This window comes from Saccharopolyspora hattusasensis, assembly GCF_050972075.1.
Taxonomy (GTDB): Bacteria; Actinomycetota; Actinomycetes; order Mycobacteriales; family Pseudonocardiaceae; genus Saccharopolyspora; species Saccharopolyspora hattusasensis.
In genome coordinates this window covers 7,402,985-7,422,974 of sequence record NZ_JBPCDC010000001.1, presented here as the reverse complement: position 1 = coordinate 7,422,974, position 19,990 = coordinate 7,402,985, and the positions used below count along the sequence as shown (strand labels likewise).

2 protein-coding genes are annotated in these 19,990 nt (G+C 68.6%); one reads left to right on the top strand and one right to left on the bottom strand.

Annotated elements, in window-relative coordinates; all coding sequences use genetic code 11:
- Positions 1 to 45: 45 nt before the first annotated feature.
- A complete protein-coding gene (locus tag ACRXBZ_RS35460) occupies positions 46 to 18,231 on the bottom strand; it encodes an SDR family NAD(P)-dependent oxidoreductase (protein WP_433882782.1) in 18,186 nt (6,061 codons plus the stop codon).
- Between the two features lie 305 nt (positions 18,232 to 18,536).
- On the opposite strand from ACRXBZ_RS35460, the gene ACRXBZ_RS35455 reads away from it, so the two are divergent.
- Positions 18,537 to 19,784 (top strand): cytochrome P450, encoded by a 1,248-nt coding sequence (locus ACRXBZ_RS35455; protein WP_433882781.1) that lies wholly within the window; start codon positions 18,537 to 18,539, stop codon positions 19,782 to 19,784.
- The last annotated feature ends 206 nt before the right edge of the window (positions 19,785 to 19,990 follow it).

Sequence of the window (19,990 nt, the reverse complement as noted above, 5' to 3'; positions counted from 1 at the left end):
TCGGTTTCCTTGATGGAAGCCCGCAGTGCCTTGAGGAGCCTGTCGTCAGAGCTGGTCATCGCGGTCCCGTGTCTCCTTGATCGCGCCGCCGAATCCCGCGGTGTCCGCTTCGAACCCTCCGTCGAAACCGGTCCCGTCCGCACGGTCGAGCACCATGGTGATCAGAGCATCGGCGTCCATCTCGTCGACGGAGACCGGTCGGCTGTCCGCCTCGGCGGCCGTCGGTTCGTCCCGCTCCCCGACGAGTTCGAGCAGCCGGTCCAGCAACCCGGTGTCCCGCAGCCTGCTGAGCGGGATGCTCTGGAGCACGCGGCGCACTCGGTCGTCGCCGGTGCTGTTGTCGGCAGGGACCTCGGGGCCCAACTCGTCGAGTAAGCGGTCGGCGAGCGTGGCCGGGGTCGGGTAGTCGAAGACCAGCGTCGGGGGAAGCCGCAGGCCGGTCTCGGCGTTCAACCGGTTGCGCAGCTCCACCGCGGTCAGCGAGTCGAAGCCCAGTTCGGTGAACACCTGCTCCGCGCCGACCACGCCGCCGTCGGCGTGTCCCAGCACGACAGCGACCTGACCGCATACCACGTCGAGCACCGCCGCGCGGCGCGACGCGGCGTCGAGCACGGCCAGTCGATCACGCAGCGTCTCCGAACCCGGTCGGCCGGCTGTCGCGGCCGACCGCCGGACCGCGGCCCGGACCAGCCCCGTGAAAACCGGCGGAATTTCCGGCCGGCTCCGGAGCGCACGGAAATCCAGTGGGGTCGCGACCACGACGGCATCGGCGAGGCCGGTGGCCCTGTCGAACAGCGCCAGGCCCTGCTCGGTGGACATCGGCGGCATCCCGGAACGCGCCATCCGGCGAAGATCCGCCGCACCAAGATGCCCAGTCATCCCGCTGCGCTGATCCCACAAACCCCACGCGAGCGCCTGACCCGGCAACCCCAGACCCTGACGATACTCCGCCAGCGCATCCAAAAACGTGTTCGCCGCCGCGTAATTACCCTGCCCAGCACCACCGAACACCCCAGCGACCGAGGAAAACATCACAAACGCGGCGAGATCACAATCGCGGGTCAGCTCATGCAGATTCCACGCCGCATCCACTTTTGGCCGTAACACGACATCCAGCCGTTGCGGAGTCAACGACTCGATCACACCATCATCAAGCACCCCAGCGGCATGAATCACCGCCGTCAACGGATGCTCCACCGGAACCGACCCGAGCACACCAGCCAACGCGTCAAGATCGGCGACATCACACGCGACAACACGAACCTCCGCGCCATACGTGGCCAACTCCGCGACCAACTCGGCCCCGCCACCGCGGCGACTGAGCAACAACAAACGCCGCACTCCACGCTCAACCACCAGATGACGAGCCAGCAGAGCACCCACACCACCCGTGCCACCGGTAATCAACACCGTGCCACGCCCGCCGGCATCCACCCCCCACGGAACACCCACCGCAGGCACCAGCCCGCCACCCGCCGACACCCGCGCCAACCGAGCCGCGAACACCTCACCACCACGAACCACGGCCTGCGGCTCACCGGAGCCCACGGCCACCGCGACCGCCCCGGCAGAAACGGCGCCCCCATCGACATCGACAATCCCGAACCTGCCCGGATGCTCCACCTGCGCCGAACGCACCAACCCCCACACCGCGGAAGCAGCAAGATCCGACACACCACCCACAGCACCAGTGGTCACAAACACCGCGCGGACGTCAGCGAACCGGGAGTCGGCAAGCCAGGCCTGGACGACGCCGAGGACGTCGGCGGTCACCGCGCGCACCGCATCGGGCACCTCCGCCGCACCTGCTGCGACCGGGAATAGAACGGTCTCCGGCGTCGGCATGCCGCTTTCGACCGCGACACCCAACTCCTTGAGACCGGCGAAGGAATCGAACCCTGCCAACTCACCGCCCACCACGAGCACCGACGCCGCGGGCTCGGCGCTCACCGGCACCCAGTCCACCTGGAACAGCCCATCGGTCCCAGCCGACGAGAGCGCACCGACATCGACGGGACGGGTTGTCAACGAGCCCACCGAACCCACCGGATGGCCGCTCCGGTCGAACAGCCGCAGGGACACGGTGTCCACATCGGACCGTCGCAGTCGCACCCGCAGTTCCGACGCACCCGTGGCATGCAGCGTGACCTCACGCCAGGAGAACGGGAGACGGCCGCTCACATCTCCGTTGATCCACGCCGTGTGCAGGGCCGCGTCGAAAAGTGCCGGGTGCAGCCCGAATCCGTGTGGGTCGATGCCCTCGGGTAGCGCGGCTTCGGCGACGATCTCGTCACCGTGACGCCATGCGGCGGTCAGTCCCTGAAACACCGGGCCGTAGCCGAAGTCCGCGTCGGCCAGTCGCTGGTAGAAGCCCTCCAGGTCGATCGGCTCGGCACCGGGCGGGGGCCAAGCAGTTCTCTCGGGCTCGATCGACGTCATGTGTCCGCTGGTGGAGAGCACACCGGTCGCGTGGCAGACCCAGACCGTCTCGGTGTCCTCCTCGGTGCGAGAGTGGACACGGAACACCCGCCGGCCGGACTCATCAGGGCTTTCCACCGCGATCTGGATCCGTACCCCACCGGTGTCGGGAAGCACGAGAGGTTTTTCCAGGGTGAGTTCTTCGAGGTGGTCACAACCGGTCTGATCACCCGCCCGGAACGCGAGTTCGACATAACCCGTAGCGGGGAACAGGACCCTCCCGGCCACGGTGTGCTGGGCCAGCCAGGGATGGGTGCGCAGGGAGACACGACCGGTGAACACATAGCCGTCCATACCGGGAAGTTCGACCCCGGCGCCGAGCAGGGGGTGATCCACCGTGCCCAGCCCGGCCGCGGTCACATCACCAGCACCGGCCACCACCTCGGGCCAGTAGCGTTCACGCTGGAACGGATACGTCGGCAGGCTCACCCGGCGCGCACCCGGAAAAACCGGGGCCCAGTCCACACCCACGCCACGGACATGCACTTCCGCGACCGACCGCAGAAACCGGTCCAGGCCACCCTCGCCGCGACGCAACGACCCGACCACCAGCGCCTGCTCCCCGGCGGTGTCGGTGATCGCGGGAGTCAGCACCGGATGGGGACTGACCTCCACGAACACCCCGAACCCCCCGGCCAGCAAAGACTCGGTGGCCTGCTGGAACCGGACGGTCTCACGCAAATTCCGGTACCAGTAACCGGCATCCATCCCGGTGGTGTCCAGCACCTCGCCGGTCACCGTGGAATACAACGGAATCCGCGCCGCCACGGGAGTGATTCCCGCGAGATCCTGCAGGATCTGCTCCCGAATCACATCGACCTGACCGGAATGCGACCCGTAATCCACCACGATCCGGCGTGCCCGCACCCCCGCCGCCACCCACTCCTCGACCAACCCGTCCAACGCCGGCACATCACCGGAAACCACCACCGACGACGCACCGTTGACCGCCGCCACCGACACCCCATACCGCCGCGCATACCCCTCGACCTCGGCCACCGGCAGCGACACCGCCACCATGCCACCACCCCCGGCCAGCACCCGCAACGCCCGGCTGCGTAACACGACCACCCGGGCCGCGTCCCGCAACGACAACGCCCCCGCCACACACGCCGCGGCGATCTCGCCCTGGGAATGCCCGAGCACCGCGTCCGGGACCACACCCAACGATCGCCACAACGCCGCCAACGACACCATCACCGCCCATAACACCGGCTGCAACACATCCACCCGCGCCAGCGCCACCTCGTCATCGAGGACATCCAGCAACCACCAGTCGGTGAACTCCGACAACACCGCCGCACACTCCGCCATCGAGTCCGCGAACACCCGCGACGAGCCCAGCAACCCACCGGCCATCCCCAGCCACTGCGACCCCTGCCCCGGGAACACGAAAACCACCTTGCCCACCGTTCCCGCCGCACCCACCACCACCCCCGGCGCGGACCCACCCCCCGCCAACGCCGCCAACCCCACCGCCAGCGACTGGCGGTCACCGACCACCACCGCACGATGCTCGAACACCGCCCGCGTCGTCACCAACGAGAAACCCACATCCGACAGGTCCTGTCCCTCCACCAACGACACCAGCCGCGCCGCCTGTTCCCGCACCGCCCCCGGTGACTTACCGGAGAGAACCCACGGCACCACAGTCGACACCGCCCCGACCATCTCAGCGGGCTCGGCCACCTCAGCGGGCTCGGCCACATCCGCTGCCGGGGCGGCCTCGACCACGGCTGCGGGGGCGGTTTCGATGATCACGTGTGCGTTGGTGCCGCTGATCCCGAACGAGGACACCCCCGCCCGCCGCGGGCGCCCGGCCTGTGGCCAGGACACCGGCTCGGTCGCCAACTCCACCGCGCCACCAGCCCAGTCCACATGCGAGGACGGCCGGTCCACATGCAACGTCGGTGGCACCACCCCATGCCGCATCGCCATCACCATCTTGATGATCCCCGCCACCCCCGCCGCGGCCTGGGTATGCCCGATATTCGACTTCACCGAACCCAACAACAACGGCACATCCCGGTCCTGCCCATACGTCGCCAGCAACGCCTGCGCCTCGATCGGATCACCCAGCCTCGTACCCGTGCCATGCGCCTCCACCACATCAACATCCGAGGTGGACAGACCCGACACCGCCAGTGCCTGCCGGATCACCCGCTGCTGCGACGGACCATTCGGCGCGGTCAACCCATTCGACGCGCCATCCGAATTCACCGCACTCCCACACACCACCGCCAGCACCTCATGCCCCCACCGCCGCGCATCCGAGAGCCGCTCCACCACCAACACCCCCACACCCTCAGACCACCCCGTACCATCAGCCGCCTCCGCGAACGACTTACACCGGCCATCACGCGACAACACCCGCTGACGACTGAAATCCACAAACGCACCCGGCGTGGACATCACCGTCACCCCACCGGCCAACGCCAGATCACACTCCCCCGACCGCAACGCCTGAACAGCAAGATGCAACGCCACCAACGACGACGAACACGCCGTATCCACCGTCACCGCCGGCCCCTCAAACCCAAACTGATAAGCCAACCGCCCCGACACCACACCACCCGCATTACCGATACCCAGATAACCCTCGACATCCCCAGGGAAACTCACCAACGGCGAAGACGAATAATCGTGATACATCGCACCAACAAACACCCCACCCCGGCTACCCCGCAGCAACGTGGGATCGATCCCCGCACCCTCGAACGCCTCCCACGACGTCTCCAGCAACAACCGCTGCTGCGGATCCATCGCCAACGCCTCACGCGGCGAAATCCCGAAAAACCCGGAATCGAAATCAGCCGCCTCATACAGGAAACCACCCGCACGCGTATACGACCTCCCCACCTTCCCCGGATCAGGGTCATACAAACCCTCAACATCCCAGCCACGATCAACAGGAAACCCCGAAATACCATCCCCACCCGAACAAACCAGATCCCACAAACCCTCCGGCGAACCCACACCACCCGGATAACGACACGCCATACCCACGATCACAACCGGATCATCCGACACCGACGCGAGCGGGACCGGGTCCTGATCCCGCCCTCCAGCGCCGACGAACTTGGTGAGCAGATATTCCGCCAGCACCGGCACCGTCGGGTAATCGAACACCAGCGTCGCGGGCAGCCGCAGACCGGTCTCGGCGGCCAGCCGGTTCCTAAGCTCGACCGCGGTCAGCGAGTCGAAGCCAAGGTCGGTGAGCGCATGGCTCACCGAGATCGGCTCGGCGGTGGCGTAACCGAGCACCCCAGCGACCTGGGTGCGCACCAGGTCGAGCAGCACGCCGTCCCGCTCGCCTTCGGTCAGCCCGACCAACCGGGCCCTCAGGGTATCCGCGTCCCCGGCGCCAGTGGCCGCAGAGCGCCTGGAAGCCCCACGCACCAGACCACTCAGGATCGGCGGGATCTCTCCCGCGCCGCGCAAGGCATGCGCATCCAGTCGCATGGCCACGACCGTCGCGTCGGTGACCGTGTCGACGGCCCGGTCGAACAAGGCGAGTCCCTGTTCGTTCGACAGCGGCGGCATCCCGAAGCGCTCTATGCGCCGAAGATCCAGTTCATCGAGGTGCGCGGTCATCGTGCCGCGCTGCGCCCACAAGCCCCACGCGATCGACAACGCGGGCAACCCGCGCGACCGCCGACGGGCGGCCAGCGCGTCGAGGGCCGCGTTCGCGGCGGCATAGTTGGCCTGGCCGGGGGTACCGAGCACCCCGGCGGCCGAAGAGAACAGGATGAACGCCGCGAGGTCATGGGTCTGTTCGTCCAGGTTCCGGGCGGCGTCGATCTTCGGCCGCATCACGGTGTCGAAGCGCTCGGGGGTCAGCGAGCCGAGGACACCGTCGTCGAGCACCCCAGCCGCGTGCACGACCGCCGTCAACGGGTGTTCGACGGGGACCGAAGCCAAGACTCCGGCGAGTTCCACGGGATCCGAAGCATCACAGGCCACCACGCGGACGTCGGCTCCGTGCGCGGTCATGTCGGCCACCAGCTCCGCCACGCCCTCGGCATCCGGACCTCGGCGGCTGAGCAGCAGCAGATTCCGCACCCCGCGCTCCGCCACGAGATGCCGGGCCAGCAGCGCGCCCAGCCCGCCGGTGCCGCCGGTGATGAGCACTGTGCCGTTGGCGTCCCACGGCGAATCGCCGCTTTCCGGGGAGACCGGGACCGTCGCCAGTCTGGCGACTCCGACCTGGCCGTCCCGGATGACCAGCTCCGGCTCGCCGGAGGCCAAGGCACTCGGCAGCGCGGCGACCGATGCGGTTGTATCGTCGATGTCGATCAGAGCGAACCGGCTTGGATGCTCCGTACCGGCCGTACGCACCAGTCCCCGCACGGCTGCCTGGCCGACGTCGAGCCCGGCTCCGCGAGTCACGAACACCAGCCGTGAATCGGCGAACCGCTCGTCCGCCAGCCACAGCTGGGTCTGTGCCAAGGCCAGCGTGGTGGTGTCACGCTCGGACGCACCGGTATCGACCCGAACGAGCACCGAGGCCGGGATCTCGCCGGTCAGGGCGTCGATGCCATCCGGGCCGAGCTCGGCCCAGTCTTCGGTGGCCGATAACGAGGTCAGCGGCACCCATTCCGTGCGAAACAACGGATCAGCATCGGTCCGAGCCAGGTCGTCCGGCGAGACCTCGCGCAGTACCAAGGACTCGACCGAGGCGACGATCGCGCCCCTGGCATCGAAGAGCGACAAGGACACAGTGTCCCGCCCTGTTGGGGTGAGCCGCACGCGGAGTTCCGTAGCGCCGGTGGCGTAGAACGACACGCCGTTCCACGAGAACGGCAGGCGTCCGCCACCGACCGCGGGCACGCTCGCGTGCAGCGCCGCGTCCAGCAACGCGGGGTGCAAGCCGAAACCGGTCGGGTCTCCGGTCAGAGCGACTTCGGCGAAGACTTCGTCACCGCGTCTCCACAGCGCTCTGAGGCCTTGGAATACGGGGCCGTAAGTGAAGCCGCTGTCGCGGAGTTCGGCGTAGAACCCGTTGAGGGACACTGGTTCGGCCCCGGCTGGGGGCCACACACCGATCTCGGGACCCGGCGCGGGCGTGCTGGGGCTGAGCACACCGGCGGCATGCCGGACCCACGGCGTCTCAGGCGTGCCGCGAGAGTGGAAGGTCACCACGCGCCTGCCGGTTTCGTCCGGTCCGCCGAGGGCGACCTGCACTTGCACACCGTCGTTCTCGGGCAGCACCAGCGTCGCTTCGAGGGTCAGTTCGTCAACGCGGTCACAGCCGGCCTTTTCTCCTGCCTGAATCGCAAGTTCCACGAAAGCCGTACCGGGGAACAACACCGAGCCCGCCACTGTGTGATCGGCGAGCCAGGGTTGCGCACGCAGTGACAGGAGACCTGTGAACAGGAGCCCATCCGAGCCGGGCAGCTCCACCCCTGCGCCGATAAGCGGGTGTTCCGACGCGGCCAAGCCGAGCGCGACCGCGTTTTCCCGTGGTTCCGCCGGGTCTGGCCAATACCGCTCACGCTGGAACGGATAGGTCGGCAGCCCCACCCGGCGCGCCCCGGCGAACGCCGGCGTCCAGTCGACGGCCAGGCCGTGCACGAACAGTTCCGCCGCCGACCGCAGGAATCGGTCGAGTCCGCCCTCACCGCGTCTCAGCGTCAAAGCCACCAGCGCGCGGTCCCCGGCGGTTTCGGCGATCCCAGCCGTGAGAACCGGATGGGGACTCACCTCTACGAACACACCGAACCCCTGGGCCAGCAGGGTCTCGGTGGCCTGCTGTAACCGGACGGGCTCGCGCAGATTCCGGTACCAGTAACCGGCATCCATGCCAGTGGTGTCGAGCACGTCGCCGGTGACGGTGGAATACAACGGAATCCGCGCGTCGGCCGGAGTGATCCCCGCGAGGTCTCGCAGGATCTCGTCGCGAATCGACTCCACCTGAACCGAATGCGACCCGGAATCGGCCAGAGGGTGCACCGACGCCGTGTCGTCCTGCCCGGCCAGCACCCGCAACGCCCGGCTGCGCAACGCGACCACCCGGGCCGCGTCCCGCAACGACAACGCCCCCGCCACACACGCCGCGGCGATCTCGCCCTGGGAATGCCCGAGCACCGCGTCCGGGACCACACCCAACGATCGCCACAACGCCGCCAACGACACCATCACCGCCCATAACACCGGCTGCAACACATCCACCCGCGCCAGCGCCACCTCGTCATCGAGGACATCCAGCAACCACCAGTCGGTGAACTCCGACAACACCGCCGCACACTCCGCCATCGAGTCCGCGAACACCCGCGACGAGCCCAGCAACCCACCGGCCATCCCCAGCCACTGCGACCCCTGCCCCGGGAACACGAAAACCACCTTGCCCACCGTTCCCGCCGCACCCACCACCACCCCCGGCGCGGACCCACCCCCCGCCAACGCCGCCAACCCCACCGCCAGCGACTGGCGGTCACCGACCACCACCGCACGATGCTCGAACACCGCCCGCGTCGTCACCAACGAGAAACCCACATCCGACAGGTCCTGTCCCTCCACCAACGACACCAGCCGCGCCGCCTGCTCCCGCACCGCCCCCGGTGACTTACCGGACACCACCCACGGCACCACAGCCGACACCGCCCCGGCCACCTCAGCGGGCTCGGCCGCATCGGCCGGCTCGGCCGCATCGGTCACGTCGGCTGCGGGGGCGGTTTCTATGATCACGTGTGCGTTGGTGCCGCTGATCCCGAACGAGGACACCCCCGCCCGCCGCGGACGCCCGGCCTGTGGCCAGGACACCGACTCGGTCGCCAACTCCACCGCGCCACCAGCCCAGTCCACATGCGAGGACGGCCGGTCCACATGCAACGTCGGTGGCACCACCCCATGCCGCATCGCCATCACCATCTTGATGATCCCCGCCACCCCCGCCGCGGCCTGGGTATGCCCGATATTCGACTTCACCGAACCCAACAACAACGGCACATCCCGGTCCTGCCCATACGTCGCCAGCAACGCCTGCGCCTCGATCGGATCACCCAGCCTCGTACCCGTGCCATGCGCCTCCACCACATCAACATCCGAGGTGGACAGACCCGACACCGCCAGTGCCTGCCGGATCACCCGCTGCTGCGACGGACCATTCGGCGCGGTCAACCCATTCGACGCGCCATCCGAATTCACCGCACTCCCACACACCACCGCCAGCACCTCATGCCCCCACCGCCGCGCATCCGAGAGCCGCTCCACCACCAACACCCCCACACCCTCAGACCACCCCGTACCATCAGCCGCCTCCGCGAACGACTTACACCGGCCATCCCGCGACAACACCCGCTGACGACTGAAATCCACAAACGCACCCGGCGTGGACATCACCGTCACCCCACCGGCCAACGCCAGATCACACTCCCCCGACCGCAACGCCTGAACAGCAAGATGCAACGCCACCAACGACGACGAACACGCCGTATCCACCGTCACCGCCGGCCCCTCAAACCCAAACTGATACGCCAACCGCCCCGACACCACACCACCCGCATTACCGATACCCAGATAACCCTCGACATCCCCAGGGAAACTCACCAACGGCGAAGACGAATAATCGTGATACATCGCACCAACAAACACCCCACCCCGGCTACCCCGCAGCAACGTCGGGTCGATTCCCGCACCCTCGAACGCCTCCCACGACGTCTCCAGCAACAACCGCTGCTGCGGATCCATCGCCAACGCCTCACGCGGCGAAATCCCGAAAAACCCGGAATCGAAATCAGCCGCCTCATACAAGAAACCGCCCGCACGCGTATACGACCTCCCCACCTTCCCCGGATCAGGGTCATACAAACCCTCAACATCCCAGCCACGATCAACAGGAAACCCCGAAATACCATCCCCACCCGAACAAACCAGATCCCACAAACCCTCCGGCGAACCCACACCACCCGGATAACGACACGCCATACCCACGATCACAACCGGATCACCCGACACCGACGCACGCACCGTGCTGGCCGCCGGACCGGGAGAGATCTCACCCATCAGCTCCCTGAGCACGAACTCCGCCAGCGCGAGCGGTGTCGGGTAGTCGAAGGCCAGGGTCGCGGGCAAGCGTACCCCCGTAGCCGTGGCCAGCACGGTGCGCAGCTCGATCGAGGCCAGGGAATCGACACCCAGTTTGATAAAGGGAAGCGCGGGGTCGATCGCGTCGGCGCCGGTGTGACCCAGCACAGCGGCGATCCGGTCGCGCAACAGCGCCACGACGGCGTCACTGCGCTCGTCGTCGGGCAACTCGCGGAGCTGCCCGGCCAGCGTCGTCGCCATCGCGCTCGCGGGGGCTCGGCGCACAGTCCCGCTTACCAGGCCCCGCAGCACGGGTGGGATCTCGCCGGAACTCCGCAGCCGCGCGAAGTCCAGCCGGACCGGCACGACGGTTCCTTCGGACGAACCGACCAGCGCGTCGAACAGGGACAGTCCCAGCTCGGCGGAAAGCGGTAACAGCCCGGCGCGCGCCATCCGCCGCCGGTGCGCCTGGGACGACATGCCCTCGCGTGCCAGGCCCGGCAGCTCCCAGGCGCCCCAGGCCAGTGACAGCGCGGGGAGCCCGAGCGAACGCCGATAGCCGGTCAACGCGTCCAGTGCACCGTTCGCGGCGGCGTAGTTGCTCTGCCCGGGGTTGCCGAAAATCCCGGCCACAGAGGAGAAAACGACGAACGCAGACAGGTCCATGCCCTGTGTGAGCTCGTGCAGATGCCAGGCGGCGTCGACTTTCGGTCCCAGCACCGCGTCGAACCGCTCCGGAGTCAGCGCGCTGAGCACGCCATCGTCGAGCACGCCTGCGGCGTGGACTACGGCCGTCAACGAGACAGCGGACAGCACCGCAGCCAGCGCGTCACGGTCGGCGACGTCGCAGGCCACTACGCGGACGGAAGCGCCGCGCGCGGTCAGCTCCGCGACCAGCTCGGTCGCACCGTCGGCGGCTTCACCGCGGCGGCTGAGCAGCAACAAGCGCCGCACACCATGTGCGGTCACCAGGTGGCGGGCCAGCAATGCGCCTAGGCCGCCGGTCCCACCGGTGATCAGCACGTGGTCATCGGCGTTCCACGGCCGCGCAGCGGGCGCAACGGCGAACCTTGCCAACCGGCCGGCGAAGACCTCTCCCGCCCGCACCGCGAGCTGTGGCTCACCGGAGGCCAACGCGAATGGCAACGCGACCTCGGACGCGGGTTCGTCGTCGAGGTCGACCAGCACGAACCGGCCCGGGTGTTCCGACTGCGCCGATCGCACCAGACCTCGGACGGCGCCGAGCGCGGGGTCTCGGTCGGCGTGCCTGGTCACCACGGCCAATCGGGAGTCCTCGAACCGGTTGTCCCCCAGCCAGTTCTGAAGCAGGTCCAGCACCGCGGTGGTTGCCTCGCGTACCGCCGCCGGCACCGAGGTGATGGTCGGGGCGAGCACTCTGGCCACGACCGTGGCGGGCACCGGCGCGTCGGTCTCGAGGGCGTGCAGCTCGACGAAGGCCCCGTCTCCGGGAGGGCCGGTCAGCGGCGCCCAGTCAAGCCTGAACAGGGCGTCACGCGCACCGGAAACGTCGACCGGCGACATGCGCCGCAGGACGAGGGAGTCGGCGGAAGCCACTGGCAGACCGGCGGCGTCTGCGAGGGTGAAGGACACCGTGTCCGCTCCGATCCGGACCAGCCGGACCCTGGCCGCCGAGGCGCCGGCGGCATGCAGGGAGAACCCGCTCCAGGAGAACGGCACCCGGCCGGCTCCTGGCTCGTCGATACCGAGGAATCTGGTCGCCTGCAGCACTGGGTCGAGCAGAGCGGGATGCAGTCGGTAGGCGTCCGAGTCAGTCGCGGTGGCGATCTCGGCAAAGACCTCGTCGCCGCGCCGCCACACCGCTTTCAGCCCCTGGAACGCCGGGCCGTAGTCGAACCCGTCTTCGGCACAATGCTCGTAGAACCCTTCCAGGCTCACGGGTATGGCTCCAGCCGGAGGCCATTCCACGGCCTCGGCCGTCGTCGCACCGCGCACGCCCAGCACACCGGTGGCGTGGCGAACCCACGGTCCGTCGATCCCGGACCGCGAGTACACCCCGAGAGACCGGCCGCCCGCGGCTTCGGCACCACCGACCACGACCTGCACCCCGACCTCGTCCGGCCCGGTGAAGATCAGCGGCGCTTCCAGAACGAGTTCCTCGACGCGATCGCACCCGGTCGCGTCGCCGGCTAGGACGGCCAGCTCCAGGAAAGCGGTGCCCGGCAACAGCACCGAACCGCCGACGACATGGTCGGCCAGCCACGGCAGTGACCTCGTCGACAGGGTGCCGGTGAACACGTACCCCCCGCTTTCGGGCAGTTCCACCCCCGCACCGAGCAGCGGGTGATCCGCAGGCCGCAGCCCCAGCGAAACTACGTCGTGAGGCCGCCTCGCCGCCCAGTAGCGCTCGCGCTGAAAGGCGTAGGTCGGCAGGTCGACGCGTTGGCAGCCGGCGAAGAAAGCACGCCACGCCACGGGCACGCCGACGGTGTGCAGCCACGACAGGGCGCTGACCACGGCCTCTTCCTCGCCCCGGTCCTCGCGCAGCACCGGAACGGCCACCGCGTCGGCGAGAACCTCCCGGACCATAGCCGATAGCCCGCCATCCGATCCCAGCTCGACGAACGTGGTGACACCGGCCGCTTCGAGAGTGTGCAGGCTGTCGGCGAACCGCACCGTCTCCCGCGCCTGGCGCACCCAGTACTCCGGCGTGCTCCACTCGTCGGTCACCACCGCGCCGGTCACCGCAGACACCGCTGTGATCGACGGCCGTCCGAACTCGAGCCGTTCGACGATCGTGCGGAATTCGTCCAGTACCGGGTTCAGCGAAATGCCCTCCGGTAACGGCGAAATCTCCTCCTCCGAGGCCTCAACCGCCACCACCGCGCCATCCGGCGGCAACGCCCGCATCAACCGGTCACGGGCGGCCACCAGTACGCAGGCGTCCTCGAGAGACAGCACACCGCAGACGTGGGCGGCCGCGATCTCGCCGATCGAATGGCCTGCCACGAAATCCGGCGCGATCCCCCATGACTCCAGCAACCTGAACAAGGCGACGTGCAGCGCGAACAACGCGGGTTGGGTGAAGCCGTTGTGCGCCAACGAGTTTTTGTCACCGGGCGGTGCCGTTCCCAGGTGGGCGGCGACGGCGTCGAAGGCCTCGGCGAATACCGGGAACCGAGCGTGCAGCTCCTGCCCCACGCCCGGGCGCTGACTTTCCTGGCCGCCGAACAGGCCGCCGAACAGGAGCGCCGTTCTGGCGCCCTCGCGTGCCGCACCTTCGACCACTCCGGCCGCCGGGGCGCCCTGAGCCAGAGCCCTGAGCGAGGCGATCAGTCCGGCGCGGTCGCCGCCGATCACCGCAGCGCGGTGTGTGAAGGAAGTCCGCGAGGTGGCCAGCGAACAACCGATGTCGGAAAGTCGCAGCGACGCGTTTTCGTCCAGATGGGACAGCAATCGGGCCGCCTGCGCGCGGACTCCTGCCCTGGTTCTCGCCGACAGCACCCATGCCGTGACACCTTGCTCTTCCTCCGGAACGGGCTGCTCGGCGAAGTTCGTGACGGGGGCTTGTTCCAGGACGGCGTGCGCGTTTGTGCCGCTGATCCCGAACGAGGACACCGCGGCCCGCCTCGGACGGCCCGTGTCCGGCCACTGGACGCTCTCGGTCAGCAGCGAGACCGACCCGCCAGACCAGTCGACGAACGGCGATGGCTCGTCCGCATGCAGGGTGCGCGGGAGGACACCGTGGCGCATCGAAAGAACCATCTTGATGACCCCGGCGATCCCGGCCGCGGCCTGAGTGTGCCCAAGGTTCGACTTCACCGAACCCAGTCGCACCGGCCGGTCCGCGCGATCCCGGCCGTAGGTCGCCAGCACGGCCTCGGCTTCGATCGGGTCGCCGAGACGCGTACCGGTGCCGTGTGCCTCGACGACATCGATATCGGTGGCCGCCAGTCCCGCGGAGAGCAGTGCCTGGCGGATCACCTTCTGCTGGGAAAGCCCATTGGGCGCGGTCAGGCTGTTGGACGCGCCGTCGGAGTTGATCGCGGTGCCGCGCACCACGGCCCGCACCGGGTGCCGGTTGCGACGCGCGTCGCTGAGACGCTCCAGGAGGAGCAGGCCAACACCCTCGGCGAAGCCGGTGCCGTCCGCGCCGGCGGAGAAGGCCTTGCAACGGCCGTCCTCGGCGAGACCCTGCTGCCGGGCGAAGTCAGCGAAGATCTCCGGGGTCGCCATGAGCGTGACCCCGCCGGCCAGCGCCAGCTCACACTCTCCGGACCGCACGGCCTGCGCGGCGAGGTGCAGCGCGACCAGCGACGACGAGCACGCCGTGTCGACCGTGACAGCCGGGCCCTCGAGGCCGAAGATGTAGGCAACGCGGCCCGAGGCGACGCTGGTGACGCTGCCCGTCTCGGCGCTGCCCGCGTACCCGTTGTGGCCCAAGCCGGCGAACACCCCGGTCCGGGTGCCACGCAGCGACTCCGGGAGGATCCCGGCCCGCTCCAAGGTCTCCCAGGCCACCTCCAGCAGGAGTCGCTGCTGGGGGTCCATCCCGGTCGCCTCGCGCGGTGAGATTCCGAAGAAGGCCGCGTCGAACTCCGCCATCCCGGGCAGGAAGCCGCCGACAGCCGGGTACGCGGGATCGGGTTGCCAGCCCCGGTCGAGCGGGAAATCGCCGAGCGCTTCACGGCCTTCGGCCAGCAGGTCCCAGAGTTCCTCGGGTGAGCTCACTCCGCCCGGATAACGGCAGCCCATCGCGACGATCACCACGGGATCTTCGGCGCTGGGAATGTCACGCGGGGCCGGGCGCGCGGGGTCCGCCGCGCCCGAGAGCTCGGCATCGAGGTAACGGGCGAGGTCGCCCGGAGTGGGGTAGGAGTATATGAGGCCGGTGGGCAGGCGCAGGCCGGTCGCGGTTGCCAGTGTGGTGCGGAACTCGACCGCGGTGACCGAATCCAGGCCGAGCTCACGGAAGGTCTCCGCGGACCCGATCCCGCCGGGCGAGGCGTACCCGAGCACGGTCGCCAGGCGGCTACGCACCAGTTCGAGGGCTCCCCCGGTCCAGCAGGACGATTCGACCGGATTCTCTTTAGGCCGCACCGGAGCGGGCTCGCGGCCCGGCAGCCAATGGCTCTCCCGCTGGAAGGCGTAGGTCGGCAACGGCACGCGGCCGCGGTCGCCGAACAAGACCGTCCACTCCGGACTGACACCGCGAACATGCAGCTGTGCCAGCGCGGTCAGCACCGTGGCCTCCTCGCTGCCGGCCGCACGCAGCAAGGGAACCACGACCACCTCGCCGGCCGGGTCGTCTTCGACGATGTCCTTGGTGAGCGCCGACAGCACCCCGTCCGGCCCGAGTTCGACGAATAGTCCGGTGCCATCGGCGCGCAGTGTCTTGACTGCGTCCGCGAACCGCACTGTCCCGCGCGCATGCCGCACCCAGTAACCGGGGGTCCGCCAAAGCTCGCCGGCCGGTTGACCAGTCAGAGTCGACACCACCGGAATCGACGCCTCGCCGAACGCCAGCCCGGCCACGACCTGACGGAACTCGTGAAGCATCGGGGTCATCAACGCCGAGTGGAACGCGTGGCTGACCCGCAACCGACGAGTCCAGCGCCCCGAGGCGGCCAAGGTGGCAGCGACCTGCTCGACGTCGGCTACGGCTCCCGCGAGCACCACCGATGAAGGGCCGTTGACCGCCGCCAGCGACACCGCTGACTGCTCGTCGAGCAGCGTTACGACCTCGGCTTCAGAGGCCTGGACCGCAATCATGGCGCCGCCGGCGGGCAGTGCCTGCATCAAGCGGCCGCGCGCCACCACCATGGCGCAGGCATCGTCGAGCGACAGCACACCGCAGACGTGCGCGGCGGCGATTTCACCGATCGAATGCCCCACCACGAAGTCCGGGGTGATCCCCCATGACTCGAGCAGCCGGAACAGTGCGATCTCGAGCGCGAACAAAGCGGGCTGGGCAGCCTCGGTCCGCGCCAGCGTCTCGTCGTCGGCGGAGAGAACGTCCAAACCGACCCGCGCACACACGGCGTCGAAGGCCGCGGCGAACACTGGGAACCGGGCGTGCAGCTCACGGCCCATACCGGCCCGCTGCCCGCCTTGGCCCGCGAACAGGAACGCGACCTTGGGCTGGGCGAGAACGGTTCCCTCGACCACGTCGGCCGCGTACTCGCCGAGGGCGAACGGCCGTAGCCGGGCCAGCAGTGCGTCGCGGTCGGCGCCGACGACCGCGACGCGGTGCTGGAACGCGGTTCGCGTGGTCGCGAGGGAAAAGGCCAGCTCAGCGGGCCGGAAGCCCGTATGGGCCTCGACGTGCCCGATCAGCGCCTCGGTCTGTGCGCGCAGCGCCGCCGGCGTCTTTGCCGAAAGCGTCCACACGACCTCGGCGGGTTCAGCGGTGTCCTGGCCGGGCTCCCGCACCGGCTCGGGCGCACCAGACAGCACGACATGGCAGTTGGTGCCGCCCATCCCGAACGAGGACACCCCCGCTAGCACTGGCCCGTCGCACTCCGGCCATTGCTGCGACGACCGCACGACCCGCATGTTCCAGTCGTCGAAGCGGATGGCGGGGTTCGGGTGCTCGAAGTTGAGGCTCGCCGGGAGCCGGCGGTGTTTGACGGCGAGCGCGGCCTTGAGCAGCCCGACGATCCCGGCGGCGCCCTCCAGATGCCCGACGTTGGTCTTCGCCGATCCGACCAGGAGCGGGTTACCGGCGGACCGTCCGGCGCCCAGCACCGCGCCGAGCGCGGCCGCCTCGATCGGGTCACCCACCTTCGTGCCGGTGCCGTGCAGCTCTACGTACTGGACTTCAGCCGGGTCCACTCCTGCGCGCCGGTACGCCTCCGTGAGCACCGCCCGCTGGGCGCGTTCGTCCGGGACGGTCAGCCCATCACCGCCACCATCGTTGTTCATGGCGGTCCCGCGGATCACGCAGTAGATGTCGTCGCCATCGCCGAGCGCGAGGGGCAGCGGCTTGAGGACGGCGAAACCGCCGCCTTCACCGCGCGCGTAGCCGTTCGCGCGCGCATCGAAGGTGAAGCAGAGCCCGTCGGGCGAAAGCGCGCCGAAGCTGGCCGCGGCAGCCCTGCTCTCCGCAGCCAGGTTCAGGGTGACCCCGCCGACCAGGGCGGCCGAGGACTCGCCGCGGCGCAGGCTCTCCACGGCGAGGTGAACGGCAACCAGGGAGGACGACTGACCGGAGTCGACGACCAGGCTCGGGCCGTGCACACCGAGCACGTACGACAAACGGTTGGCGATCATGCTCCGCTGCACACCGGTCGCCGTGTAGTGACCGATCTGGGAGCCGCCATCGGCGAAGCTCAACGTGGCGTAGTCGTCCCCCATCGCGCCCACGAACACGGCGACCCGCTCACCGCGCAACTCGCCCGGCACGATCCCGGCGTCTTCCAACGCTTCCCAGCCCAGCTCCAGCATGAGCCGCTGCCGGGGGTCGAGTTCGGCGGCTTCACGAGGGGAGATCCCGAAGAAGGCCGCGTCGAACTGGTCGACCCTGGTGAGGAAACCACCACGGCCGGCGCTCAGGCTCCCCCGCCCGGACAGTTCCGCGTCGAAACGTGCGGCCGGGTCCCAGCGGTCCTGCGGAGCGCTGGTGATCGCGCTCACGCCACGGGTGAGCAGATCCCAGAATCCGCGGGGGTCCGCGGCTTGCGGTAATCGGCAGGACAATCCGACGACGGCTATCGGCTGTTCCGGATCTGAAGGCTCACACGGTGCCATCAAATGGCTCCCGCACTACGAACTCTGCGCATTGCCACACCTGGTGTACGGAGTGTCCACATTATGATTACGGAGTGTCCACATGCGACTACTGAAGGTCTACATACGACGGATGACCTGACCTTACATAGACTCACCGGCCGCCTCCGTGGACGCACGATCGAAAGCCTAAAACTGCCTTTTCTGGCGGGTGAACCCCGAACAAAAGGGCAGAATGTCATTCTGCCCACGACACGACCTTCCGCGCGCGGGATTGACGCGGTAGAGTCTCCGGTCGCCATCGAACCGAGGCAGGGTAGCCTGGCGTGAACATCAGATTAATGGGCGCGGGCCGGGCGTTGGCCGACCCGGCCGCCTACACGAACAACGACCGAATTCACAAGGCGCTGGCACTGCTACGGCGCGAAGCTCCCGTACACTGGGTCGAGGCTCCGGGGCACCGCCCGTTCTGGGCGATCACCCGGCACGCCGACGTGATGGAGATCGAGCGTCAGCCCGACCTGTTCCGCAACGCGCCCCGCCCGATACTGGTCCCCGACGCGATGGAACAGCGGATAGCCGCACAGGGCACGAACTTCCGCACGCTGGTGTCGATGGACGGCGCCGAGCACCGGCAGGTGCGGGCCATCGGCACCGACTGGTTCGGACCCGGCGCGATGGGTCGCATGGAGACCCGCGTCACCGAGCTAGCCCGGCGCTACGTCGACCGGATGCTCGAATTCGACGGCGAATGCGACTTCGTCACCGACATCGCCGTGCACTACCCGCTGGACGTCATCCTCTCCCTGCTCGGCTTGCCCAAAACGGACTTCCCGAGGCTGCTCTCGCTGGCCAAGGAGCTGTTGGGGAACGCCGACCAGGAGATCAGCCGCGGCCGAGGAGAGGAGGACTTCATCGCCGTCCAGCAGGACCTGCTCACCTACTTCAACGAACTCACGGCCGCCCGCCGGGCCACCCCCACCGCAGACCTCGCCTCGGCCATCGCCAACGCCCGGTTCGACGGTGCATACCTGTCCGAGTTCGACGCGGCCTCCTACTACGTCCTGATCGCCACCGCGGGTCACGACACCACGAGCGCGACCATCGCGGGCGGCCTGCAGGCCCTGATCGAGAACCCCCAGCAGCTGCGGCAACTCCAGGACGACCTCACCCTCCTGCCTGCCGCGATCGACGAAATGGTCCGGTGGGTCACACCGATCAAGTGCTTCCTGCGCACGGCCACCGAGGACTACGTGCTGCGTGGGACCACCATCCGCAAGGGTGACTCCCTGCTGTTGTCCTACCCTTCAGCCAACCGCGACGAGGACGTGTTCGAAGAACCGTTCCGCTTCGACATCCGCCGCACGCCAAACCGGCACCTGGCCTTCGGCTTCGGCGTCCACTACTGCCTCGGCGCGGCGCTGGCCAAGATGGAAGCCCGCGTGTTCCTGGCCGAGCTGCTACCCCGGCTGGACAGCGTCGAGCTCGCCGGCAAGGCCGAACTGTCCGCCAGCAACTTCATCGGCGGCCTCAAACACCTGCCCATCCGCTACAAGCTACGACCCAGCAGGTAGCGAACCGCTCTCAACCCGGATTCATTCGGTCCTCGCCTGTTAATCAGTGCCCGTCACGATCGTCGTGTCCGCAACGCTCGTCGTCATCGCGCTCAGCTCGCCCATGACCCATCACGAACGTAGCCGGCGGAGCGGCTTTGACTTGATCGGCACGTCCGTTCGGCTCGCCCTGACTGCCGCGCAGCCCGTAACTGCCTGATCGTGCC

Bases quoted from the DNA above. Each gene is read 5' to 3' on its own strand.
- ACRXBZ_RS35460 (WP_433882782.1), bottom strand. From the start codon at position 18,231: ATGGCACCGTGTGAGCCTTCAGATCCGGAACAGCCGATAGCCGTCGTC.